Raw genomic sequence first — 23,687 nt, 5'->3', positions numbered from 1 at the left:
GAGCGGTGTCGGTCGTGACTGCTCAGGTCGCCGGCTCGAGGTTCGCCTTCTCGGCTTCGGCCTGGACGAGATAGGCCCGGTCGTCGCCGTAGTCGGCAACGATCTCGAGGGCCTCCGCGGTGCCGATCCGGTTGAGCGCCCACGCGGCGCTGGCGCGCACGCGGTCTTCCTCGTCGTCTGCGAGGATGTCGGCGAGGGGATCGATGGCTCGTGTGTCACCGATCAAGCCGAGGGCGCGTGCGGCCCAGCTCCGAACGTCGGGGTTCTCCTCGACGAGCTGGTTAGCGATCGGCTGGACTGCCGCTTCGGCGCCGAGTTCGCCCAGCGCCCTGAAGGAGGGCTTCTGGAGGTTCGGGTTGGAGTCGACGTAGTCCAGCAAGGTGTCGACCACATCGTCGCTGGCGACGCCGATGTTCCCGAGGATCCGCATCGCTGCGGTGTCTCGGCGATTGGCCTTCTGGAGCATGGGGTCGATGGCCTCTTCCGGACCCATTCGTTCGAGGGCCTCCATGCAGTGTTCCTCCATGAAGTCCGAGTCGAAGGTCTCCAATGCGAGCAGGATCATGTCCACGTTGCCCTGTTTCTCGTGAACCTTGATCGCGTGCCACTCCGGCGGGAAGTCCTTGACGTGGTCGAGGACATCGTAGAACCCCTCCCGTCGCAGCTGTTCGCGGATTTCGAGGTCGGTCCACTCGGTCGCGTCGTCGACGTCTTCCTCGAGGTCCCCGGTCGTCTCGAGGAGGCCCGCGATCGTCTCGGCGTCGTCGTCCGCGTCGAGGCCGGCCTGCTCGACGGCCGCTGCGGCTTTGTCGAGCGTCGCATCGAGCTGTTTGGGGACGGTCTCGCCCTGGTTGACCAGCGTGACCGAACTGCCGAGCAGTTCGTTGAGATCGTCGAGGAAGTCGTCGACGGCCTCGATCAGTTCGGCGTTGCCCTCCTCCGTCCAGCGGGTGCCCGTGATCGTCCCGCTGGTGCCGTCGATCTCGCCCACGACATCCTCGCCGTAGGGACCGCGCTGGTCCTCGAGGTCGTCCTCAAGGTCCGAGAGATCGTCCTCGATCTCGTCGTAGCGCTCCTGGAGTTCCTCTTCGGGCGTGATCTCCTCCTCTTCGTCTTCGTCCTCGTCGTCGTCCGTCTCCGGGGGCTCCGGAATCTCGATCTCCTCGAGTTCGCTTCGGAACGACTCGAGATCGGCTTCGACGACGTCGAGATCGTCCTCCGTTTCGGCGGCCTCGAGGTCTCCCTCGAGCGATTCGACGTCGTCCTCGAAGGCCGCGAGGGCTTCGCGGATGGCCTCGAGATCGATCGGCTCCGGTTCCGACTCCTCGTCGACCGATTCCTCCTCGGCGTCCGCCCCGTTCTCGGCTGCCTCGTCATCGCTCATGGTACCACCTGGATTTGGACCGGGAGATAACGCCGACGCGTGGCAGTGTACATGCGTTACAGTCGTCCCACGAAGGTCCTAAGCGTTTCCATGCAGTTCGGGCTCCGCGCGGCGTTCCCGGTCGCCCCAGTAGAACCACGGGCTGAGCAGCATGTAGGCGATGCCGAGGGTCAACAGGGCGTAGGGGAACGTCCGACCGGCGAAATCGGGAATCAGGATGGCCAACGCGTGGACGATGCCCATGATCCCGGCATCGCGGGCGAGTAGGTCGGGGTACTGGATCCGCGAGACCATCAGGTAACAGAACGCGCCCGTGACTGCAAGGACGAGCCACGGCTCGCTCTCGCCGGCGAGGATGGCAGCGCCGAGGACCGTCGCTGCGAGCGTCGTCTGGACGCCTTCGGTGTAGTTGCCGGAGATGTCGTAGGCCGTGTACATCCCGAGTCGGGTGACGGCCGACGCGACGAAGAGGGCACAGATCGCCGTCACGAGGAGGAGTTCGCTCGTGACCGCGTCGAAGCCGATCTCGAGACCGTCGGTGACGACGACGAACGCGAGGACGGCGGGGGCAACAGCGAAGGAGGCGACATCGGCCAGCGAGTCCAGATAGGGACCGGCGTCGGTGCCGCCGTAGCGACGCGCGAGGATGCCGTCGAGTCCGTCCGCGATTGCTGCAAGCAAAATGAGTCGGGCGGCGAGTGCGATGTCGACAAAGGCGATGACGATGGCGACGAACCCCAGTGCGGCGTTTGCAATCGTCACCGCGTCGGCGACGCCGAGGCGTCCGACGAACCGGGGGAGCATACTCGCCGAATCGATGGGCAGCCACCTTACGTGTTTTTGTTTCGACACGGGCGGATACAATCGGTGGTCGCACGATGGGTGCGAGCAGCGGCTGTGAGGGCAGACACGGGCCGCCGCGATCAAGAGTGCACAGATTGTCGTGACGAGGTCAGTGGTCGTAGCGTCAGCGCTCAAGGTAGAACCGTGGGAACCGGAGTCGAACGAGAGGCACCGAAACTGGAGGCGCGCGCCGGGGACCAGTCCCACTTTCGAAGAATGAACCGGGGCCGTTATATCGCAACTATCCCTAGGCGTTCGTATGAACAGGCGCGCCTACCTCGCCCTCGTCGGCTCCGCAGCCTCCGTCAGCTTGGCGGGCTGTTCGTCGGTTCGAAGCGCCTTCGGCGACGACGAACTCTGCAGCGGCGACGACTGTGATATCGGGATGACCAGAAACGAGTTTGTCCCCGAGGAGTACGAGGCGAGCGTCGGAGAGACCGTCGTCTGGAAGAACACCAGCGACGCCCGCCACACCGTGACCGCCCTCGACAACGGCATACCGGAGGACGCGGAGTACTTCGCGAGCGGCGGCTACGAGGACCAAGAGACCGCGGTCGACGCCTGGCACGAAGAGGAGGGCGGCAAGATCGAAATCCGCGAGACGTACGAGCACACCTTCGAGGTGCCCGGCGAGTACGACTACATCTGTGAACCCCACGTCTACGGCGGCATGATCGGGACGGTCATCGTCTCAGAGTAATCCCTTCCTTCTTGCATCGACCCTACACGATCGGAACCAGTCGCCGATCACGGGCGACGCTGCGCGTAGTAACCGACGGTATCGAGGGGAGTCTGTGTCGAACGGTCAGTCGCGACTATCGGCACCGACATCCGCACAATCGGGCTGGCTCCTCCCGAACCGCCGCCGGTCGATTAGAATTATTTCTGACTCGAGTATATTCTCACATCTCTCGCATTTCAGACAATATTATTCCGCATAACGAACCAGTTACGAATGGCCCGCTACCGCGTATGAACAGCCATACGACAGGTAATGGATGGGTAGGACGTGACACACACCGGTCAAAATCCTCCATGTTTATACATCGTGCTGTTGGTGGGTTACGTATATGTCCGAAACCGGGGCGGAGTCACGTCCGCTGGCTCGACAGCTTCCCGACCCGACGACCGCGTCGAACGTCCGGTACAACCCAACGCTTGCGGAGCTTCGTGAACTCGCGGCCGACGACGAGACGACGACCGAGTTCGGTTCCCCGTCGTACGTCAGCGAGTATCGATCGCGGAGTTCAGATCGGACGAGAAACACCGTCGACCACGAGTTCGACGACGACGATCACGACCTGATCGGCGACGCGATCGACCGCGCCGGCGACCGCGAGATGCTCTGTGTCGACCGTCTCATGGGTCGTCACGCCGAGGCGACGTACTGCTGCCGTCTCTTCGTTCCCGTCGAACACGCCCGCATCGCACTCGCGTGGGCGAACCTGTTCGAGCCGACCGACGGTCGCGAACCCGACCTCTACACGGTACAGGATCCCGACTACGACCGGACCGCGATCCGCGTACTCCCCGACGAGAACGTGACGGTCGTCCTCGGCAGCGACTACACCGGCGAAGCCAAGAAGTCGTTCCTCCGGCTGTTCATGTACCGTATCAAAGAACAGGGCGGACTCGGCCTCCACGCGGGCAGCAAGCGCGTCCGCGTTCGCAACGACGACGGCGAACTGCAGACCGTCGGCCAGGTGTTTATGGGGCTCTCGGCGACCGGCAAGTCAACCCTGACCTCCCACGGCTGCTGGCTCGAGGGCAACGAGGACGCCGCCATGCTCCAGGACGACGTCTGTGGTATCCTCCCGGACGGCTCCGTCCCCGGCAGCGAGGGCGAGGGGCTGTTCATCAAGACCATCGGTCTCGACGAGGACGAACAGCCCGAACTCTACGAGGCCGCGACGGACGAGGACGCGATCCTCGAAAACGTCGCCGTCGACGACGACGGCACCGTCCACTTCGACGAGGACCGCTACACCGCGAACTCCCGGGCGATCGTCCAGCGCGAGCACCTCGAGAGCGCGGCCGAGGATATCGACCTCGATCGGATGGACCAGGTCTTCTTCATCACCCGGAATCCGCTGATGCCGCCGGTCGCGAAACTGACCGACGAGCAGGCCGCCGTCGCCTTCATGCTCGGCGAATCGATCGAGACCAGCGCGGGCGACCCGTCCCGAGCGGGCGAGTCGATCCGCGTCGTCGGCACGAACCCGTTCATCATGGGCTCCGAAGGCGAGGAGGGGAACATCTTCCGAGACCTGATCGACGAACTCGAGGCCGAGTGTTACGTCATCAACACGGGCTATCTCGGCGCGAAGTCCGCGGACGTCGGCGTCGAAGAGTCCGTGACGATCCTCACGGAGACCGCACGCGGGACGATCGAGTGGACCCAGGACGATCGGACCGAACTGACGATCCCCGAGACCGTTCCCGGCCTCGAGATCGGGGACTACTACGTCCCCGACCACGTCGAGGACTACGACGAGGCGGTCGCCGACCTGCGGGCCGACCGACGCGCCTATCTCGAGCAGTTCGACGAACTCCGCGAGGAGATCAAAGACGCCGTCTACTGATTGCCCCTGCATCACGCCGGTTTTTTTGCCGTTTCGCGGTCGACTATCCGCTCGAGAGACTAATCTGTCCGATACGAAGACAGTCACAATCGCCGGACGGCAGCACTTGCCGGAGGGGAACAAGGTTATGTGTGTGTGGTTCTCACAGTGCGGTAATGAGCCTACACGTACGGACGCCAACGGCCCGCGTATGCGAACGGTGCGGTCGAGCGGAACACTGGGATACGAACGTCGACGCCTGGCAACTCGTCCGCGAGGACGGCGAGAAACAGGTCGGAAGCCCCCACTGCCTTCACGAGTGGGATATCAACGGCACGTTCAATCCGGTCGTCGAGAACAGAAGCTAACTGCTCGGTCCTGTAGCGGTCGTCGTATCGATCGACGACATCCTCTCTCGTGGCGCGCTCGAGCGACGTGCGCGGCGCTTTTTGTGCTGTCTATCGTAGCCTCGAGCGATGCCGACCGTCTACATCACCGCGCCGCCGTCCGACGCCGACGAGATCGCCGAACGGCTGGTCGAGGAACGACTCGCGGCCTGCGTCAACCGACTGTCGACGACGTCGACCTACCGTTGGGAGGGCGAGATCCATCACGACGACGAGATCGTCCTACTCGCGAAGACTACCGACGACGCCTACGACAACCTCGTCGACCGACTCGAGGAGATCCATCCCTACGACGTCCCCTGTATCGAACGCTTTGACGAGAGTCACGTCCTCGAATCCTTTGCGGAATGGCGGGCCGAAAGCGTCGAATAACTCGCTGTAGGCGATCGTTCCTGTCGTTTCGCGATCAGTACGTCTCCGTCTCCAGGCCGTCGACGCGTTCGAAATGAGAATCTCGAGTGACGAGACGTGCACCGTTGTGGCGACAAACGCCGGCGATCAGTACGTCACCGAGGTTGATCGGCGTTCCGTTCTCGAGTAACTCCGCTTCGATCGCTGCGGCTTCTCGAGCAGCACCATCGGACAATACGAGGGGTTCGATCCAATCGAGGCCGGTTGCGACTCGCTCAATCCCGGACGGACCGGCCGTGGTAGCCGCTCCGCGGTACGCTTCGAACAAGGCGAGTGATGGCGCGTAGAACGGTTTCGTTTCACGGTCCTCAAGGAACGCCTGCGTTGCACTCTCGCCGTCCAGATAGTCGACCAGAAACGTCGTGTCAAACGCGATCACCGTCGCTCACGCTCTCGGAGATCGTCGTTCAACTCGTCGCGCGTCGATTCGACGGCGTCCCGATACCCGTCTACATCCTTCATTGCGCCGAAACCTTTCATCACGTCTCGATCGCTCTCGGTGAGACGAAGAATCGTCTCCGTGAAGCTCTCCCCGTCGCGCTTGTGCGCTTTCAGCCGATCGTACGCTTCGTCGGTGATAGTGAGGCTTTTCGTCGCCATACGTGTAGATGTACGTCTACACGTACTTTTAGATTGTTGTGATCACGGCACCGGTCACAGAAGCGACTACTACTGATTCGTCGGAGCCTAGCGTACGACAGACCGTCACAGACACGACTGCCCGAATTAGCAACCCTTAAAACTCGCGCACGGGTTTCCATGGGTATGGCTGGAACCATCGAAGTGCTCGTTCCGGGTGGCCAGGCCAACCCTGGCCCACCGCTCGGTCCCGAGCTCGGACCGACCCCCGTCGACGTGCAGGCAGTCGTACAGCAGATCAACGATCAGACGGCAGCGTTCGACGGCACGGAAGTGCCCGTCACCGTCGATTACGACGACGACGGCTCGTTCGAGATCGACGTCGGTGTCCCACCGACGGCGGCGCTCGTCAAGGACGAAGCCGGATTCGACACCGGGAGCGGCGAACCCCAGAAGGACTTCGTCGCCGATCTCTCGGTCGACCAGGTCAAGAAAATCGCCGAGCAGAAACACCCCGACCTGCTCGCGTACGACACGATCAATGCCGCGAAGGAAGTCGTCGGCACCTGCGCCTCGATGGGCGTCACCATCGAAGGCGACGACGCACGAGAGTTCAAACAGAAGGTCGACGGCGGCGAGTACGACGACGTTCTTGCTGCAGAAGCCGACGCATAATCGGTACGAACGTCGACGCCGGACGAGACCCCTTTTTCGAACCCAGCGCTCGAGAGCCGCTGGTCTGTGAGTGACCTAGTTATGGAACCCGCGCCAGCACGTCGAGATTGTGTGCGACGTAGACGAGCTCACCGTCCTCGAGTTCGCGCCACCGACGATCGAACCACCCCTCGCGCACGCTGGCCTCGAGTCCGGGTGACGACACCTCCTCGAGGGCGTCAGCCATCGTCTCGAGAACCCGGCCGACGACTGCATCCTCGTCGTCGGGATACTCGCCCTCTCTCGGTCGAACGATCCAGTCCGAACCGCCGGCGGCGAGGACACCCCACCCCTGCCGAGGGAGCCTCGTGAGGAGTTCGCTCCCGGCCTGGCTGCTTCCCTCGTCCCGAACCTCGTCCATGTGGCGGTGGTACTGCGCTTCGATTCGGTCGTCCAACCGATCCCGCGGCGCGAACGTCGTTCCTCCGTCGTACGTGATCGGCGCGTAGCACAGGCCGTCGTCCCCAAGGAGGTCGGCGATCCCGGGTATCGCATCCTCGAGTGCGACGATATCGAGCAGCGCTGCCGCGACGACGGCGTCGGCGTCGTCCTCGAGTCCGAACCCGTCGGCGACCTCGAGTGTGATCTCGAGTCGCGTCGCCGCGTCACCGCCCGACTCGTCGGGTCGAGCGCCGACCGTCGTCGATTTTGGGATGCCGCCTTCGACCGTCTCGTCGGCCTCCGACTCGAGCGGAGCGACCGTATAGCCGGCCGCCTCGAGCCGTGCGGGGACCAGTTCTCGCGCGCGTTGGATACTCGCAACGTCCCGATCGACGGCGCGGTAGGAGACCCGCGCCGGTAGGCAGTCCCACTCGGCGAATCGGGCAATCATGGTGCCGACACCGCAGCCGAGTTCGACGATCCGCACCGGCTCCGGTCGGTTGGAAAGCGCGGTCGTGAACCGCTCGAGGACGCGCCGATTCAGCGCGCGGTCGTCGACGGTACGTTTGGCCTCGAGATACGTCTGCATCGAGTCGGTCACGTCGGACCACCTCCGGTCGTCCCCCGCTCGCAGCACTGCTGGAGAAACGTCCGAACCGATCCCAGCGTTTCGTCCCACGTGGGGTGCGCTGTGGCGTTCTCGAGCGCTCCGGTACCCAGCGCCGCGAGTCGGTTGCGGTCGGCCGCGAGCGCCCCCAGTCGATCGGCGAGTTGGTCCGTATCGGTCGGGTCGACGACGAACCCGTTCCGGCCGTCCGCGACGAACTCGCTCGCGCCGCCGACGCTGCTCGCGATCGGCACGACGCCGTACTCCATCGCCTCGAGGTAGACCATCCCGAACCCCTCGTAGCGGGCCGGCACCGCGAGGACGTGCGAGCGCTCGAGGATCGACTCGAGGACGGCCGTCTCGACTCTCCCGGTAAACGTTACCCGGTCCTCGACGCCGAGCGAGCGTGCGTGCTCGCGGACCGCGCGAGCGTACGTCGAATCCGTCTCGAGGGAGCCGACGACGGTCGCCCGGCAGTCGTCGTCCTCGTCGATTCGTGCAAACGCCTCGAGCAGCGTCGTGGTGTTCTTTCGCGGGACGACGTTCCCGACGAACGCGAGTCGAAACGGATCGGTTCGGGCGCGCTCGCGGACGGCGTCGACAGATAGTGCCGCCCCCTCGTGACGCCCTGCCGGCGGGGCGACGAGCGTCGGCAGGTCACCATCCGCGAGGCTGGTCGTCCGACCGCGGGTGTGCGAACTGGTACAGACCGCGGCGTCGACGGACTCGAGGTAACGTTTTTCGCGTTCGCGCACGCGAGAGTCGTCCACTGCCGGGTCGGGCGTCCGGAGGAGGTGGACGAGCGAGACGATTGCTCCGGGTCGCTCGAGTCGCGGGTTGTGCTCGGCCAGCGTCGGATAGCAGAGTTCGTCCTGCAGGAGGACGTCGTACGGGCGGTCCAGTCGCCTGCGAACCGTTCGGTCGGATTCGAGAGGACCGGAAACCGTCTCGAGTCCGCGCTCGCCGTCCGACCGCGCCGGGAGCGAGATCACGTCGACCTCGTCTCCCCGTGCCTCGAGGAAGGCGACGAGTTTCCGATCGTAGCGGTAGCCGCCCGACGTTTGCTCGAGGTCCCCTTCGACGACCAGTCCGATCTCCATCGTCAGAGCGAGCGCTCGTGGGCCACGCGGGCCACGTCGTCCTCTTCGATCTCGACCCGGAGTTCGGTGACGGTGTCGGTCTCGAGTCGCTCGAGCAGCCGATCGCCGAAGACGCGAGCGAATCGTTCCGCGCTCGGGTTCGATCCCGCGAACGCGGGGAGATCGTTGAGCGTGCGGTCGCCGTAGAACGCGGCCACCGTATCCATCGCGTCGACGAGGTCGTCGATGTCGACGAGGTACTCGTACTCGTTTACCTCCGGACCGCGGAGGGTCGCCTCGACGGTAAACTGATGGGAGTGGCGGTCACCCTCGGAGCCCGGGTCGGGCACCGTCAGGTAATGTTGAGCGATAATGGATCGGGAGACGGAGACCGAGTACATGGCCCACGGTACGTCGGCGAGGGGCTAAATGTCCCACCGTGCGTTGCAGGCTGTGAACGAACGACTCTAGTGACTCGTCTCCGACCGGGGCGAGATCGACAGTTCGGGAAGACCGTTCATCGTCGAACCCGTCACCGAAAGTTGGTCCAGCAACGGCGTCAGCGTAACCTGTTCGCGCTCTCGATCCCACGTGACGACGCCCGCATCGGTGAGCGACGGGAGGTGAACGTGTGTGAGAAGCATCCGGAGGTCGTGTTGGTGCTCGCTCGTTACGGCTTCGGCGGACTCCCCGTGTTCGATCGCGGCGAGTTCGAGGGCTAACCGGTCCACTGACACCGGATCCTGATTGGTCAGGAGGTACTGGAGGGCGTTCCGTCTGATCGCGTTCGACAGTACCGAGTAAAACGAATCGAGGAATTCGGGTGTTCCGACCTGCTCGAGACGAAGTTGTTCGACCATAGCAGAGACTAGAGTATGACTACCAAAGCATGAACTCATGACTGCTCATGCCCTTTATGTAGTACTCAGGGGTTCCTGACTGTCAGTGTTATTGGTTTCGTGAATTGGGGCGGTTCAACGCGTCGTGGAGGACTTTGTCCGCGCCGCGGCGAATCCGCTCGGAGAGCGCCTGCACCGAGAGATCAAGCTCGGCGGCGAGTTCGTTGTACTCGACGTCTCGAGGGACTTTGAAATAGCCGCGTTCGACGGCGAGCGAGAGCGCTTCGTACTGCGCGTCGGTGAGACCGAAGTCCGTCTCGTTCGAGTTCACGTCCCCCATCGAGGAGACGCGGGTGAGCTGGTAGTTGATGTCGTTCTTTCGGCAGTACTCGTTGAACTGGGCGAGCCCGGAGTGATCTTCGAATCGGATCCGGAACAGCCACTCGTCGTCGCTGTGGGCCTCGAGAATCGTCGCATCAGTTTCCGTGATGCCGGCGATCAGCTGTTCGGCCGGATCCTCCCACTCGATCTTGTACAGCGCCCGGTCGTCGTACTCGTCGAGTACGGTGATCGATTTGACGTTCGGGCTCTCGTCCATCGCGACCTCGAACTCCTTCAGATCGGTTCCGTACCCCCAGATGTACGGCATCACTCGCTTGTCGGCTGGGACGACGCGCTCGATTTCGACCGACAGGCCGGGATACTCGGCGATGATTTGTCCCAAGAGAAACTCGTCGGCCTGAATCGAAATCTCGGCGATGATAGCCATGTGACGTGTAGTCGGCCCAGCATAGTAACGACTGGGGGTGACTCGACTTCGAACGCGGCTACTCGTAGGTCAACAGCACCTGTATCGCGTCGTCGGGACGCTTTTCAAGCAGTTCGTACGCCTCCGCAGCGTCCTCGAGCGGCACGTCGTGCGTGAGGAGTTCGGAGACCTCGAGTCGCTCCAGCCACTCCCAGGTGAGCTCGTGGCGCCGTTGGCGGGACCACCGCCCGGAGAGGCGCGGATCGATTGTGCTCACCTGACTGCTCCGGATCTCGATGCGGTCGCGGTGAAAGCGGCCGCCGAGATCGAGCGTCGCTGGCTTCGTCCCGTACCACGAACCGACGATCACGCGCCCGTCGAAGCCCGTCGTCGCGATGGCGTCGTCCAGGGCGTCGGGATCGCCCGAGAGTTCGTAGGTCAGGTCCGCTCGGTCGCCGGTGACCTCCCGAAACGCGTCGGGGAACTCGTCCGCCGCCGGATCGACCGCGTGATCCGCGCCGAACCGCTCGGCACACCGCCGCCGCTTCTCGTCGGGTTCGACCGCCACGAGCGCCTCGAGCGGTGTGCGAGCGAGCAGGGCCGTCGTCAACAGGCCGACGGTTCCCTGTCCGAAGACGGCGGCCCGCTCGCCGAAGAGCGGAGCACCGTCGAGCAGGAAGGTGACGGCCGTCTCGAGGTTCGCAAAGAGCGTCGCTTCCCGCGGCGAGATGCCGTCTGGGACCGGAAGGAGCGTCTCGGGGTCGGCGAGAAAACGGCTTTCGTGAGCGTTGTACGCGAAGACGGTCCGGCCGAGCCACTCCGCCGAAACGCTCGCGCCGACGGCGGCGACCTCGCCAACCGCGGCGTAGCCGTACCGGAGGGGAAAGGAGAAATCGCCGTCGAGTGCCTCGAGTTCCTCGTCGGCCGGCAGCTCAGTCGGGGCCTCACCGCGGTAGAGCAGCCCCTCCGTGCCTGCACTGATCGCCGACGCGATGGTCCGAACGCGGACCTCTTCGGGGCCGGGATCCGGGAGAGGACGGGACCTGACGTCGACGGTTCTCGGACCAGTGAAATAGAGTGAGCGCACCCTCGAGTCGGCCTCCGGATGCACGCGGGGTGTGTCGGGGTCGGTCACGCTGGCGCGACGTTCCACGGGCCGACACTTGGTCGTTTGTACCGACAGCGTGAGTATGGTATCCGTACGCCCGAGACGAACCGTCCCGGTCGGACGACCGACCGGTGTAAGAGAGCGTTTCGACACCCCCTTTCGGACGGCTACGGCTCGAGACGTCCGGACACGGCGAGCCAGTCCCAGCAGAAGTTCGCTAGAAACGGAACCAGTACGACCACGGCGAACGCACGCGTAACGGTGTTCTCGAGGACCGGTACCAATGCGAGCCAGATCGCGAGCATCGCGAGCGCCCCGAGGAGCCGACGAAATCGATTCGGCGGGAGGTCGGAGACGGGGCGGCCGCGGCGAGTTCGCCACCACCGGCCGACGACGAACAGGTACCGCGCAGCGCCGACGGCGAGGAAGACGGGCGGGAGTGTGCCGTCGACGACGGCGACGACCGTCCCCACGAGCACGACGAGCGCGTCGATCTCGATATCGAGGCGCGCTCCGATATCGGTGACGCTGTCGGTCGCCCGGGCGAGCGCCCCGTCGACCGCGTCCAGTGCCGCTGCGAGGGCGAACAGCGCGGCAGGCACCCACGAAACGATCCCCGTTTCGGCTGGCGATCCCGCGACCACGAAGCCGGCGAGCACTGCGACGGCCGCGCCTCGAGTTACCGTCACCCACGTCGCGAGCGTGACGGGGTGGCGTCCGCGCTCGCCGACGACGACGCAGAAGAGCGCCGACTCGAGGCCCACCACCAGACCGACTGCGGCCAGAAAACCGGCGGACGGGCCGGCGGGCCATCCGATCTGGAGTGCGACGAGCGCGAGGCAGATCATCGCCGCATTGCCGGCGGTGACGTGACCCCACTGCGGGAGCGTTCGTCGTCGGACGGCCAGCGTCGAGTCGTCAGTCATCGATCACTCACGGCGGTAGAGCACCACCAGGACGACGATCAGTAGGAGCTGTGCGACTTTGTCGACGACGCCTGCGGCCGTGAGATCGCCGGGACCGGCTGGCTGGTTGACGGTGTACCAGAGGATCACCTGCCCGGCGGTAAAGGGGATTCCGAGGAGGTAGACGAGCCGCCGGCGGTAGTCCAGGAGGACGAGTGCGACCCCGAGCACGAAGCCGGCGGTCGCGACGAGGAAGGCAACGCCCATCCGATGGGGGAGAAATCCGATTCCGAGCACCAGGTGGACGGCGGCGGTCACGAGCGCTAACGCGATGGCAACCCAGTGGAGCGTCGAGACTGACTCGAGAGCGGATCGGCCGCTGGGTGCCATACGCTCGGTCTCTATCTGCGTCGAAAAACGCCTTGCGCCGAATCGCTCGAGTATCGTGTGCCTAACCGGGGCGGAGAGCCTAGATCTTGTTCGCGGGCGGGACGGTTCGCTCGCTGGGGTGGGTCGAGCCACCGGCGCCTCGCATGACGCGGATGGCGCTACCGGTTCCGAGCGAGCCGGCGAAAAGGATCGCAGCGACGGTGGCGAGCATGGAGAGACCGACCAAGCCGCTGAGTAGGCTCCCGACGACGACGCCGATCCACAGCTGGTCCCAACCGAACCGCGCGGCAATCGACTGGCCAATTGCGACGAAGCCGGCGATTGCCAGTACGGGGACAGTCGTCAGACCGACGGCGACCAACACGATACCGAAGAACGTCCCGAGACTCGTTCCGATGATCAGATAGCCTGTGCTCACGACGGCGCTGATAACCAGGAGGCTCGGCGCGCCGATACAGATCGAGATCACCGGACTCCGACGGCACTTCGTCACCGTTTGCGGGCCGAAGCTCTGGAGCAATCCGAGGGCAACCATCGCGACAACGAGCGTTACACCGAAGTGAACCCCCGCCCGCTCCAGTGCGCTCAGCGCCTGATACGTCTCGAGTCCGATATCGACCGTGGCGAAACGGCCGATTGACTCAAGTACCGCCCCATTGACACCATATAAACCTACTGGCCCCATGTACGAACGGTATACTCTCATCTCCAATAGTGTTTTCGATCAATGGTAATTGATTTTGGCCGCGAAAAGAACTCGAGGTGCGGTCCGTTCCGACGGCCGTGGCGGAGCGTACGGAAGCCAGTTCGACGGGTTTAAGTTTGCCATGGCATTTCGTTCAAGGGAGACAGGCATTGCCTGTTTCACTGACCCGTAGGAGCACTCCTGCGTACTACGGAGGTGAACGATGGCAGATTCGGATATAGAAACAGCAGTCGCGCGCGCACTCGACGAGGCACCCGATCGGAACTTTACCGAGACGGTTGACCTCGCGATCAATCTGCGCGATCTCGACCTAAACGAACCGTCGAATCGAGTTGACGAGTCTATCGTCCTGCCGTCCGGAACCGGCCAGGAAACCCGTATCGTCGTTATCGCCGAGGGGGAAACCGCTGTCCGCGCCGAAGAGGCAGCGGACGAGGTTCTCTCGGAGGACGACGTGGCCGATCTGGACGACGACGAAGCCAAAGATATGGCGGACGAGACGGACTTCTTCATCGCCGAAGAGGCGATGATGCAAGATATCGCCCGGTACCTGGGTACCATTCTCGGTCCCCGAGGGAAGATGCCGGACCCGCTCGGCCCCGACGACGACGTCGTCGAGACCGTCAACAGACTCAAGAACACCGTGCAGCTTCGCTCCCGGGACCGACGAACGTTCCACACGCTCGTCGGGGCCGAGGACATGGATGCCGAAGACATCGCGGACAACATCGACGTCATCCTGCGACGCCTGCACGCCGACCTCGAGAAAGGTCCACAGAACATCGATGGCGTCTACGTAAAGACGACGATGGGACCGTCTCAGGAGGTAGTCTAACATGAGCGCACAGGCTGAACGCAAGACCGAGAACCTTCCACAGTGGAAGAAAGAAGAGGTCGACGACCTCGCCGAACTCATCGAGAGCTACGAGAGCGTCGGCATCGTCGGTATCACCGGCATTCCGAGCAAACAGCTCCAGGACATGCGTCGCGACCTGCACGGCACCGCCGAGTTGCGCGTCAGCCGCAACACGCTGCAGGTCCACGCGCTGGAAGACGCCGGACTCGACGAACTCGTCTCTCACATCGAGGGACAGGTCGGTCTCGTCGGCACGAACGACAACCCATTTACCCTCTACAAGGAGCTCGAGGCGTCGAAGACGCCGGCACCGATTAACGAGGGAGAGGTCGCCCCGAACGACATCGTCGTCCCCGAGGGCGACACCGGTGTCGATCCGGGTCCGTTCGTCGGCGAGCTACAGAGCATCGGCGCGAACGCGCGCATCGAGGACGGTTCGATTCAGGTCATGGAGGACTCGACGGTCTTAGAGGCCGGCGAAGAAGTCTCCGCGGACCTCTCGAACGTCCTCAACGAACTCGGGATCGAGCCCAAGGAGGTCGGTCTTGACCTTCGCGCCGTCGTCGCCGACGGCGTGCTGTTCGACCCCGAGGACCTCGACATCGACGTCGAGGCCTACGAGAGCGACGTGGCGACGGCCGCCGCTCGCGCTCGGAACCTCTCGATCAACGCGAGCTACCCGACCGAGGCAACCGCACCGACGCTCATCTCGAAGGCGACGGGCGAGGCCAAGAGCCTCGGCCTGCACGCCGCGATCGAGGACGAAGACCTGATGCCCGACCTCGTCTCCAAGGCCGACGCACAGCTGCGTGCGCTCGCGGCCCAGATCGACGACGAGGACGCCCTGCCCGAGGAGCTGCAGGGTGTCGAAGCGCCCGCCGCCGAGCCGGCAGCGGACGCTGAGGACGGCGACGACGAATCGGCAGACGAAGACACTGATGCTGAGGCCGACGCCGCCGAAGACGACGATGACGATGACGACGATGACGCTGGCGGCGGCGAAGGACTCGGCGCAATGTTCGGCTAATCACAACTGGAGGATACAACAATGGAATACGTTTACGCTGCACTCATCCTGAACGAAGCGGACGAAGAGCTCAACGAAGACAACCTGACGAACGTACTCGACGCTGCCGGCGTCGACGTCGAAGAATCCCGAGTCAAGGCGCTCGTCGCCGCACTCGAGGACGTCGACATCGACGAGGCAGTCTCCGAGGCTGCCGTCGCACCCGCTGCCGGAGCCGCCGCAGGCGGCGCCGCAGCCGGTGAGGCCGCAGGCGACGACGAGGACGAAGAGGTCGAAGAGACCAGCGACGTCCCGGACACGACGGACGACGACGAGGACGAGGACGACGACGCCGGCGGCGAGGGCCTCGGCGAACTCTTCGGCTAAGTCGCGACGCGACGATTTCGACCGATCCCGATTTTTCTTGGTCGCAGTGTTCGAACAGCGACTGCGCCGTTCCGCCCGCTCTGTCCCGGAGGACAACGCCGTTGCCAAAACCTAACGGCCGGCCGTTCGAGTCTCCGGTATGAGCCGATACGTGGGACTCGACTGGGGCGGTTCCGGCTGGATTGCCGTGATCGTCGACGACGACTGTGAGGGAGAGCACCAGTTCACCGCTGCGTTCTATCCATCGATCCTGAACGCGTGGCGGGCGAACCGTCTCGCCGAGCGGATCCTCGTGGATATCCCGATCGGGCTGGCCGAGGAGACTCGACGACAGTGTGACGAGGCCGCCCGACTGGTACTCGGCGAGAGCCGAAGCAGCGTCTTCTACACCCCTGTTCGTGACGCCGTCTACGAAGATGAGTACGAGACGGCGGGCGACAGGAACGAGGCGGCGACCGGGAATCGCATCTCCACGCAGGCCTACCACATCTGCCCGGCGATCCGGGAAGTCGACGGCTTGCTCCGCGAACTCGAGGACCCTCGAGAGACCGTTCGAGAATCTCATCCCGAGGTGTGTTTCGCCGCGCTCGCCGGCGAGTCGGGGCTCCCGGGGAAGGCAACCGAGGAGGGTCTCGAGCGTCGACGCGAGTTGCTCGAGGCGAGAGTTGATGACGCGCTCGACCTCGAATCGTTTGAGCGCGAGTACATCGACGACCGGCCGGTCCACGCCCGTCGGCTCCGAGCGGGGAATCGGGACGATCTGCTCGACGCGTTCGTCCTCGCCGTGACGGCCCGCGGCGAGACGGTTTCGTTGCCGTGTGACCCGCCAACCGATCGCTACGACCTACCGATGGAGATCGTCGCACCGGCGGACGTTCGGTCGGTCGCGTAGCCGATAGAGGGCGCTGTTGGAGAGGTGTGAGGCGGGCGACGGCGTACCAGTGGCATCACCTAGCCGAACAGGTGATCCATCACCAGCCGTTTGAGGACCCCATCTTTTCGGCCCTCTCGAGTCTGGACCATCACCGCGGTGCAGTCGACGGAGTCGACCAGTCGGTTCCCCGGGCGACCGAGCAGTCGTCCGCTGATACCGGTTCGATCGACGCCAGTAACGAGCAGATCGGCCGATTCGGCGAACCGGGCCAGTCCCCGAATCTCGTCGTCGGCCTCGACGATCGTCGACCGGGCCGGGACGGTACAGATCGAGATCAGTTCGTTGTGGTAGTCCTCGATCGTCCGACGCTGTGTCTCCGGCGGCGCTGCCGGGATTGCCTGTAGGAGATTGATCTCCGCGCCGGTCTCCTCGGCGATCGCGTCGGCGATGAGGAGTTTCAGCGGATCGAAAGCGCCGCGATTGGCGACGACTGCGATCTCGTCGGCACCGTCGAAACCACAGTCTTCGACCAGCATGACATCACACGGGGCGTTCTCGAGGATCCACTCAACGTCGCTGCCGAACAGCCGACTGTGAAACTCCGCAACCGCTCGCTCGAGCACGATGAGATCGTAGCCCTCGTAGGTAGCAAAGTCGACGATTGCGCGTTTGTGGTCTTCGCTATCGATCTCGCGGTACTCGATATTGGTTTCGGGGTCCGTGCTGACCGTGTCCGCCTCGGATGCCGCGGAATCAGTTCCGGTGGTCTTCGTCCCAGATGACGCGGAATCGGTCCCAGTGGTGGCCGTCTCGGACGGCTCGAGATCGACGCCGCCGGAGGTACGGGTCGGCGGATCGATCGCGTGCTCAGGGAGCCACGATGGTGCGTTCTCGGGATCCGATGGGACCCACTCGGGAGCCTCTCGGTCGATCACAGCGGGGTGACTCTCGCTGAAGACTCGGTGGGGGACGTCGAGAAAATCGACGACCGAGACGACGGTCGACCGAACCCGACCCAGATCCGTCGCCATCCGGAGCATGTCCCGTTTCGCCTCTACAGATGTCGTTTCCGTGGTCGCCACGAGGACGTCGTACTCGGCGTCGCTCTCGAAGCTTTCGCGAGTTCGTGCGAGCGCGGACTCGCCGATGTTCCGTCGGACCGCGTCACGGGCTGCTCCTTCGCGGTCGACACGCTTGCGAGCGTACAGATAGTAGTAGACGATCGACACGGCCGCGATGGTGACTGCGCCAGCAAAGGGCACTGTCCCGACCTGGGTGAGCACGGCGAGTCCGCTGGCCATCCCGAACAGTTGCAGCCAGGGGTATAGCGGGGCCACGAACACGGGATCGTACTCCTCGACAGCGCCCTCTCGGAACCCGACAACTGCCAGGTTCACCAGGATAAACACGATGATCTGGAACGCGCTCCCGAACTTCGCGACCTGGTCGATCGGCAGGAACGTGATCATCAGGACGATCATTGCTCCGGAGAGTGAGATTGCGAGGACGGGCGTATTGTACCGGGCGCTGATCGTCTCGAACTGGGGTGGCGCGAGTCCGTCCCGCGCCATGGCGAACGGGAAGCGAGACGCCGACAGGAGCCCGGCGTTCGCCGTCGAGGCGAGGGCCAGTAGTGCGGCGACGACGACGGCAGTCACGCCGATCGTCCCCAGCGTCGCCTCCGCGGCCAGCGCCATAATCGGTCCTTCGCCGTCGGACTCGAGTTGGCCGCCGTCGATCGCAGCCTGGACATCGACGACGCCGATCGCGACGTAGACGATCATGACGTACAGCGCCGTCGTGATCAGCAGCGAGCCGATCATCGCCCGCGGAATCGTCGTTCCTGGATTCTTGATTTCTTCGGCGACGGCGGCGATCTTGATCACTCCCGCATAGGAGATGAACACGAGCGCGGTCGCCACGAAGAACCCGCCGCTGCCGACGTCGAATGCGCCGGTAAGCCGTTCGGAGCCGACATTTGAGACGCCACCGGCGATGAAATACCCCATCACGAGGATCATCAGTCCAACGATGGCGAACTGCAGCTTTCCGGTGCTGCTCGTACTCACGACGTTGATGATGGTGAAAAACACGGCGAGAGCGATCGCCAGCGGGAGAATGTAGCTGGCCAGTTCCGGTGCGACGAACACGAGATACGGCACGCCGCCGATCAGTGCGAGCGCACCCTTGAACGACAGCATGAACCAGTTGCCGACGCCGGCTATCGTCCCGAGCAGCGGCCCCATACCGCGCTCGACGTAGACGTACGACCCCCCGTCTTCCGGCATCGCCGTCGCCATCTCAGAAGCGCTGAGTGCTGCCGGGAGAACGAGAATCCCGGCGACGAGGAAGGCTCCGACGACGGCCGGTCCATCGACGGTTACGTAGGCGACGCCGGGGAGGATGAAGATCCCCGAACCGACCATCGCACCGATCGCGATGGCCATCGTGGAAAACAGCCCGAGATCACGGTTGAGTCCAGTTGGCATAATCTGTTGGGACACCTCCGATCGAGGTGGTGAATCGGACGCGATTCGTCATCGACCGAACGTACTCCAGCTAGGGAACCAACCGATAAACCGCTCGTTCCTTACTATGTCACTGCGCTCAGATATCGGTCTTCGAAACCGGCCAGAGGAACAGTTACAACCGAACTTGGCGGCGTCGGCCCCAGCCAGTACAAATGAGAGGGACGGAAAGCGGATGATATAGTAGCCACTGGACGTCAGTGCACACCCGACCGCATGACGGCCGCGCGGTTCTCACTCACTCCGTTCGCTCGCGGGTCACTGCGTTCCCCGTCTGCTCACGGCGCTGTGCGCCCGTTCGCATGGTCCGCGGGATCTCTGATCCCGCGCTACTCGTTTTGCCGCGGTTCTTGCTCACTCCGGTCGCTCCGAACCGCGTACGCTCCGAACCGCGGTAGTGCGATCGGTGTGTAAACCGTTCCAGTTGTTACTATCGGTCGACGATCGACGTGTGCTGGGTAGCGAATTCGTATTCGAACCGACTGTTACTCGAGCGATTCGGCGACGCTTCCCATCACGAAGACGGTAATCGCACAACAGAACGCGATTGCGCTGGCCGTAACCACGGTGAGAGCGATGTCGGGGCCCGGATGATAGGGATGGATACCCGTAGCGACGAGGGTATCGATCATATCGACGCCCGCGTGGCCGACCCCCGACAGGAGGAGCGTCGCAGCGACGCCGAGCGAGCCCGTAATAAAGCCGATACCCGAGAACATGCCCTCGAGGCCGACGAGTGACCAGGCCTGGTCTTCGGAGATTTCGTCGAGCCGGTCCCTGTAGACCGCGATCGCGACGAGACCGAAACTCGCAACGAGCAGACAGCCGACGCTGAGCAGCGTGAGGATGGTAAACCCGACTCGCGAACTTGCTGGGTCGAGACCAACATAGGCCTCTCTGACCGTCATCGGGAGGAAGTACATCAGCGGGAGCATCGCCGAGGCCGCAAACAGGAGGTAGCTACAGCCGCGGACCTTCTGTGGAATCGACCACCGACTCAGCAGCCCGCGTCGCGCCCGCAGGAGTTCGTACTCCTTGCCCTCGAGAACGAGATTGGTGTACGTGTCGTCCATACCGTTCGGGCGGCCCAATGGCGGTTCCACTCATAGCTTTTTTGTATTGGTAACGTGGTACACTCTCTACTCCCGACTGGAATGGTCGCATCCGCGATCACAGGACTGCAGGGCGACCGAGAGGAGGCCGCCGTCGTTCAGGTAGTCAGTCGTCTGCGGGCGTCCCGGTTCCCGGCTCCCGCGGGCTACCGGTGCCGATGATCGCGGGTTGGTTGGCGATCACGTGCTCGTTTGCAGCGACCCAGCGCAGCAGCAGGAAGGCGAACACGTACTTCGCACCGATGTCGAGGAAGCTGTACGCCCAGGACGTGATCGCGACGTCGAGGACGGCGAGCCCCTCAGCGCCGAGCGCCCAGAAGATCGGGTAGCCGAACCAGAGGACGACCGTCAGGATTTTGAGCAGGTTGAAGATCTCGGCGGTGTTCGCAGCCTCGGCGTCTTTGGGCCACTCGACCAAGAGGACGTAGAGCACGACGAGGAAGAACGTACAGCTGATGAAGTACCAGAACCATCGTAGGCCGTAGGAGGACGTGGTCAGCGCGGCCGCGAGACCCGTCACGCACATTGCGATGTCGGCGGTGACGATCGTGAACAGCTTCGTCAGGTTCGTACCTGCGAGCAGTCCGAGTGCAAGCAGGATCATCGGGGTCGACAGCGTCCACGTGAGATACCGACCCCACATCGTGAGAACCTCCTCACCCGCCAAGGCGTGCCCACTCGGCATCTCGAGAAAACTTATCGTCAGCCCGGAAGCCAGTCCAGTGTAGCTGGCGATCGAGACCAGTGGCACCATCAGCGTTGCGACCCAGATGAGCTGTGCCCGCGGATCCTTGACGTTCCGTCCCATATAGACAAACAGGAGGATCGCCACCCCCGCGAGGGCGATATTGGCCCAGAACGAAGCGTTCAGGAGCGTATTCTCCCGTACCGCTTCGTATATTTCTGTCTGGGTCATCTCGAGTGGGACGCCAAGCTGTGCAAACGTTGCCACGTCTGCCGCGATAGCTTCAACCATGGTACAGAAAACAAGATGAGTGGCTAACAAATAACCCTGAGTCCATACCAGTAAGGGTAATCGGGACGATACTGAACGTCAAGAGATATTACATAAATTAATATACTTTTACATGAAAAGGAACTATTACAGTTGTCGTCGAACGTACCATTCGATTTACTTGCAAACACCCTGCCTAGTTTGGCATCCTGTTGTTGAGGCGTCATCCCGTAGGGGTGACCGTGAGCCATCGGCCGACTGAATCGACGGAGGATCGCAACCGGCCGTGTCGACATGCTGGTGGCCTAACCACGGCCGATCGAAGTGGGAGCCACGCGACTGCCAATCGTCCCTATTCCCCATGAGCGCTGCTCTCTCCTACCTCGCCGTCCACGCACTGTTTGTCCTCCCGCCGATACTCATACTCGCTTGGCTCGGTCTACGACGAGACGATTTCTGGTGGAATCACCGGACAGCCAGCGGACTTGCGATTATGATCGTTCTCGCCGTCGCCTACACGACGCCCTGGGACAACCTGTTAATCGCAGAAGGGGTCTGGTGGTACGGTGATGGCACTGTCGTGGCGACGCTCTGGTACGCGCCGATCGAAGAGTACCTCTTTTTCGTGTTGCAGCCGATTCTGACCGCGCTCTGGCTGTTTCACGTGATTCGAGTACCCGATCGAGCACTGGCGATCCCGTGGAAACACCGTCTCGTCGGTGCGCTCGCGGGAGTGGCGCTTGGCGGGATCGGCTGGCTCCTTCTCGGGACGACGTCGACGTTCTATCTCGGTGCGATCTTGCTCTGGGCCGGCCCGATTCTCGCGATCCAGTGGGCGTTCGGGATCACGGCGCTGTGGGCTGTCCGGCGAACCACACTGATCGCCGTCGCCGTACCGACACTGTACCTCTGGATCGTCGATCGGATCGCAATCGGCCTCGGCGTCTGGGTGATCTCCGACACGCACACCATCGGCCTCACGTTACTGGGGCTTCCGATCGAGGAAGCGCTCTTTTTCCTCGTAACGAACGTCTTCCTCGTGCAAGGACTAATCCTGTATCTGTGGACGCTCGACCGACTCGACGAGTATCCGGCGCTCCAGGATGTCCGGAGTCGACTCGTTAACCGGAGCGATGCCGGATAACACGACTTCGATCGATCGGTCGGCCAGCGCCGGAACGTGGGCCCGCGCCCGACACTGGGCCAGTGTGGTGAGTCTCGTGGCCGGCGCAACGACGATCATCGTCGGGCTTACGATCGTCTTGTTAGCCGAGTCGGTCCCGCTTTCGCTGCAGTATCTTCCGCTCCTCGTCAGCGTTCTCGTGCTCGGTCTCCCACACGGCGCAGTCGACCACCTCGTACTTCCGCGGGCTCGGAACGAGGGAGTTACGCGCCGGTCGCTCGCTGTAATCGGCCTCTGCTATCTCGTGATTGGCGGGGCCTATGCCGCAATCTGGGCACTCGCTCCCGCAGTTGCGTTCGTCCTGTTTATTCTCCTCACGCTGTTTCACTGGGGGCAGGGAGATGTCTACGCGCTGGTCGAGTTGACGGGCGTCGACTACCTCGAGGGGACGGGGTCCCGTGTGCTCACCCTCCTCGTCCGTGGTGGTCTCCCGATGCTCGTCCCGCTGGTCGCGTTCCCGGAGCAGTACGCCTTCGTCGCGGGGACACTCGTCGGGCTGTTCGACCCTGCCGCCGCAGCGGCCCTCGAGCCGGCGTTTCAACCGAGGGTCCGCCTCGTCGTCGGCCTCGGGTTCGGACTCATCGTGGTGGCCACGCTCGGCCGCGGACTCGTCCGATCGGGGCCGACAGGGCCGTGGCTGATCGACGCCGGCGAAACGCTCGGCCTCGTCGCCCTGTTCGCCCTCGTGCCGCCGGTTCTTGCGATCGGCCTCTACTTTTGTTTCTGGCACAGCATCCGGCACATCCTCCGGACGATGCTCGTCGACGACCGTGCGATGTCGGTGCTGTCTCGGGGTGGGCTGGCTGCGGCAAGCCGTCGATTCGCCCGGGACGCGGCCCCGCTGACTGGTGGCGCAATCGTCGTCCTCGGGGGCGTCGCGCTGCTGGTTCCCCAAACCCCCGCAACGATACCCGACGTTGCGGCCCTGTATCTCGTCACTATCGCGGTTCTGACCCTTCCCCACGTCGTCGTGGTCACCGCGCTCGATCGAGAACAGGGGCTCTGGTTCCCACGGGCCGAGTAACCGGTCCACGAGGGAGCACTGTATCGTAACAACTGGAACGGTTTACACACCGATCGCGTAGCCGTCATGCGATCGAGTGTACACTGACGTCCAGTGGCTA

Annotated in this window: 27 protein-coding genes; 11 read left to right on the top strand and 16 right to left on the bottom strand. The window is 63.6% G+C overall.

From position 1 onward, the window contains the following. Positions 1-22: 22 nt before the first annotated feature. Both NATTI_RS0101960 and NATTI_RS0101955 read right to left on the bottom strand, forming a co-directional pair. Positions 23-1,384 carry a HEAT repeat domain-containing protein gene (locus NATTI_RS0101960; RefSeq protein WP_006091840.1) on the bottom strand — a complete coding sequence of 454 codons (1,362 nt, stop codon included), beginning with the start codon at positions 1,382-1,384 and terminating at the stop codon, positions 23-25. 78 nt (positions 1,385-1,462) lie between these two features. After that, entirely contained in the window at positions 1,463-2,188 is a 726-nt protein-coding gene (locus NATTI_RS0101955) for a protein sorting system archaetidylserine synthase (RefSeq protein WP_006091839.1), read from the bottom strand. Positions 2,189-2,486: 298 nt separating this feature from the next. Here NATTI_RS0101955 and NATTI_RS0101950 point away from each other — a divergent pair, with 298 nt between their 5' ends. The 4 genes from NATTI_RS0101950 to cutA all read left to right on the top strand — a co-directional run bounded on the left by NATTI_RS0101950 (position 2,487) and on the right by cutA (position 5,567). Continuing rightward, positions 2,487-2,927: a cupredoxin domain-containing protein gene (locus tag NATTI_RS0101950; RefSeq protein WP_006091838.1), complete on the top strand. Its 441-nt coding sequence runs from the start codon at positions 2,487-2,489 to the stop codon at positions 2,925-2,927. Positions 2,928-3,297: 370 nt separating this feature from the next. Continuing rightward, positions 3,298-4,809 (top strand): phosphoenolpyruvate carboxykinase (ATP), encoded by a 1,512-nt coding sequence (locus NATTI_RS0101945; protein ID WP_006091837.1) that lies wholly within the window; start codon positions 3,298-3,300, stop codon positions 4,807-4,809. Between the two features lie 155 nt (positions 4,810-4,964). Then, a complete protein-coding gene (locus tag NATTI_RS0101940) occupies positions 4,965-5,156 on the top strand; it encodes an HEWD family protein (protein WP_006091836.1) in 192 nt (63 codons plus the stop codon). 108 nt (positions 5,157-5,264) lie between these two features. Further along, a complete protein-coding gene (cutA, locus tag NATTI_RS0101935; RefSeq protein ID WP_006091835.1) occupies positions 5,265-5,567 on the top strand; it encodes a divalent-cation tolerance protein CutA in 303 nt (100 codons plus the stop codon). Positions 5,568-5,601: 34 nt separating this feature from the next. On the opposite strand, the gene NATTI_RS0101930 is transcribed toward cutA, so the two are convergent. Together NATTI_RS0101930 and NATTI_RS0101925 are read right to left on the bottom strand one after the other, a co-directional pair. Further along, positions 5,602-5,985 carry a PIN domain-containing protein gene (locus NATTI_RS0101930; protein ID WP_006091834.1) on the bottom strand — a complete coding sequence of 128 codons (384 nt, stop codon included), beginning with the start codon at positions 5,983-5,985 and terminating at the stop codon, positions 5,602-5,604. Further along, positions 5,982-6,206, bottom strand: coding sequence for an antitoxin VapB family protein (locus tag NATTI_RS0101925; RefSeq protein ID WP_006091833.1), 225 nt, complete (start codon positions 6,204-6,206; stop codon positions 5,982-5,984). The genes NATTI_RS0101930 and NATTI_RS0101925 overlap by 4 nt, the downstream gene beginning before the upstream one ends. 165 nt (positions 6,207-6,371) lie before the next feature. On the opposite strand from NATTI_RS0101925, the gene NATTI_RS0101920 reads away from it, so the two are divergent. Next, positions 6,372-6,860, top strand: coding sequence for a 50S ribosomal protein L11 (locus NATTI_RS0101920; protein WP_006091832.1), 489 nt, complete (start codon positions 6,372-6,374; stop codon positions 6,858-6,860). Between the two features lie 79 nt (positions 6,861-6,939). On the opposite strand, the gene NATTI_RS0101915 is transcribed toward NATTI_RS0101920, so the two are convergent. From NATTI_RS0101915 to NATTI_RS0101875, 9 genes are all read right to left on the bottom strand, one after another. Next, positions 6,940-7,917, bottom strand: a complete 978-nt coding sequence (locus NATTI_RS0101915) for a class I SAM-dependent methyltransferase (protein ID WP_006091831.1) — start codon at positions 7,915-7,917, stop codon at positions 6,940-6,942. Beyond that, positions 7,878-8,987 (bottom strand): glycosyltransferase family 4 protein, encoded by a 1,110-nt coding sequence (locus NATTI_RS0101910; RefSeq protein ID WP_006091830.1) that lies wholly within the window; start codon positions 8,985-8,987, stop codon positions 7,878-7,880. The genes NATTI_RS0101915 and NATTI_RS0101910 overlap by 40 nt, the downstream gene beginning before the upstream one ends. Before the next feature lie 2 nt (positions 8,988-8,989). Beyond that, the gene (locus NATTI_RS0101905) at positions 8,990-9,367 is read right to left on the bottom strand and encodes a 6-pyruvoyl trahydropterin synthase family protein (RefSeq protein ID WP_006091829.1); all 378 of its coding nucleotides are present in this window, start codon (positions 9,365-9,367) and stop codon (positions 8,990-8,992) included. A 66-nt stretch (positions 9,368-9,433) separates the two neighbouring features. Further along, positions 9,434-9,826: a DUF7344 domain-containing protein gene (locus NATTI_RS0101900; RefSeq protein WP_006091828.1), complete on the bottom strand. Its 393-nt coding sequence runs from the start codon at positions 9,824-9,826 to the stop codon at positions 9,434-9,436. A gap of 88 nt (positions 9,827-9,914) precedes the next feature. Next, positions 9,915-10,574 carry a helix-turn-helix domain-containing protein gene (locus tag NATTI_RS0101895; protein WP_006091827.1) on the bottom strand — a complete coding sequence of 220 codons (660 nt, stop codon included), beginning with the start codon at positions 10,572-10,574 and terminating at the stop codon, positions 9,915-9,917. A 58-nt stretch (positions 10,575-10,632) separates the two neighbouring features. After that, positions 10,633-11,664, bottom strand: a complete 1,032-nt coding sequence (locus NATTI_RS0101890) for a zinc-dependent alcohol dehydrogenase (protein ID WP_193787795.1) — start codon at positions 11,662-11,664, stop codon at positions 10,633-10,635. Between the two features lie 164 nt (positions 11,665-11,828). Further along, the gene (locus tag NATTI_RS0101885) at positions 11,829-12,587 is read right to left on the bottom strand and encodes a CDP-alcohol phosphatidyltransferase family protein (RefSeq protein ID WP_006091825.1); all 759 of its coding nucleotides are present in this window, start codon (positions 12,585-12,587) and stop codon (positions 11,829-11,831) included. 3 nt (positions 12,588-12,590) lie between these two features. Then, positions 12,591-12,956, bottom strand: a complete 366-nt coding sequence (locus tag NATTI_RS0101880; protein WP_006091824.1) for a DUF7475 family protein — start codon at positions 12,954-12,956, stop codon at positions 12,591-12,593. Between the two features lie 79 nt (positions 12,957-13,035). After that, positions 13,036-13,641 (bottom strand): hypothetical protein, encoded by a 606-nt coding sequence (locus tag NATTI_RS0101875; RefSeq protein WP_019991558.1) that lies wholly within the window; start codon positions 13,639-13,641, stop codon positions 13,036-13,038. 223 nt (positions 13,642-13,864) lie between these two features. On the opposite strand from NATTI_RS0101875, the gene NATTI_RS0101870 reads away from it, so the two are divergent. The 4 genes from NATTI_RS0101870 (at position 13,865) to NATTI_RS0101855 (ending at position 16,803) form a co-directional block, all read left to right on the top strand. Continuing rightward, positions 13,865-14,497, top strand: a complete 633-nt coding sequence (locus NATTI_RS0101870) for a 50S ribosomal protein L1 (RefSeq protein ID WP_006091822.1) — start codon at positions 13,865-13,867, stop codon at positions 14,495-14,497. A 1-nt stretch (position 14,498) separates the two neighbouring features. Continuing rightward, the gene (locus NATTI_RS0101865; protein ID WP_006091821.1) at positions 14,499-15,545 is read left to right on the top strand and encodes a 50S ribosomal protein L10; all 1,047 of its coding nucleotides are present in this window, start codon (positions 14,499-14,501) and stop codon (positions 15,543-15,545) included. Positions 15,546-15,566: 21 nt separating this feature from the next. Continuing rightward, entirely contained in the window at positions 15,567-15,911 is a 345-nt protein-coding gene (gene rpl12p / locus NATTI_RS0101860; RefSeq protein WP_006091820.1) for a 50S ribosomal protein P1, read from the top strand. Between the two features lie 139 nt (positions 15,912-16,050). Then, a complete protein-coding gene (locus NATTI_RS0101855) occupies positions 16,051-16,803 on the top strand; it encodes a DUF429 domain-containing protein (RefSeq protein ID WP_006091819.1) in 753 nt (250 codons plus the stop codon). Positions 16,804-16,862: 59 nt separating this feature from the next. Here the strand turns inward: NATTI_RS0101855 and NATTI_RS0101850 are convergent, their stop codons facing one another. From NATTI_RS0101850 to NATTI_RS0101840, 3 genes are all read right to left on the bottom strand, one after another. Further along, a complete protein-coding gene (locus tag NATTI_RS0101850) occupies positions 16,863-19,274 on the bottom strand; it encodes an amino acid permease (RefSeq protein ID WP_006091818.1) in 2,412 nt (803 codons plus the stop codon). A 524-nt stretch (positions 19,275-19,798) separates the two neighbouring features. Further along, a complete protein-coding gene (locus tag NATTI_RS0101845) occupies positions 19,799-20,386 on the bottom strand; it encodes a hypothetical protein (protein WP_006091817.1) in 588 nt (195 codons plus the stop codon). A 145-nt stretch (positions 20,387-20,531) separates the two neighbouring features. Next, complete coding sequence (locus tag NATTI_RS0101840; RefSeq protein WP_019991557.1) at positions 20,532-21,341, bottom strand: bacteriorhodopsin; 810 nt, start codon at positions 21,339-21,341, stop codon at positions 20,532-20,534. A gap of 400 nt (positions 21,342-21,741) precedes the next feature. On the opposite strand from NATTI_RS0101840, the gene NATTI_RS0101835 reads away from it, so the two are divergent. Together NATTI_RS0101835 and NATTI_RS24880 are read left to right on the top strand one after the other, a co-directional pair. Then, a complete protein-coding gene (locus tag NATTI_RS0101835) occupies positions 21,742-22,524 on the top strand; it encodes a lycopene cyclase domain-containing protein (protein WP_006091815.1) in 783 nt (260 codons plus the stop codon). Beyond that, positions 22,514-23,587: a Brp/Blh family beta-carotene 15,15'-dioxygenase gene (locus tag NATTI_RS24880; protein WP_019991556.1), complete on the top strand. Its 1,074-nt coding sequence runs from the start codon at positions 22,514-22,516 to the stop codon at positions 23,585-23,587. Before NATTI_RS0101835 ends, NATTI_RS24880 begins: the two co-directional genes overlap by 11 nt. The last annotated feature ends 100 nt before the right edge of the window (positions 23,588-23,687 follow it).

Source organism: Natronorubrum tibetense GA33, assembly GCF_000383975.1.
Taxonomy (GTDB): Archaea; Halobacteriota; Halobacteria; order Halobacteriales; family Natrialbaceae; genus Natronorubrum; species Natronorubrum tibetense.
Note: the sequence above shows the minus strand (reverse complement) of the source record. Positions and strands in the feature narration are given on the sequence as shown.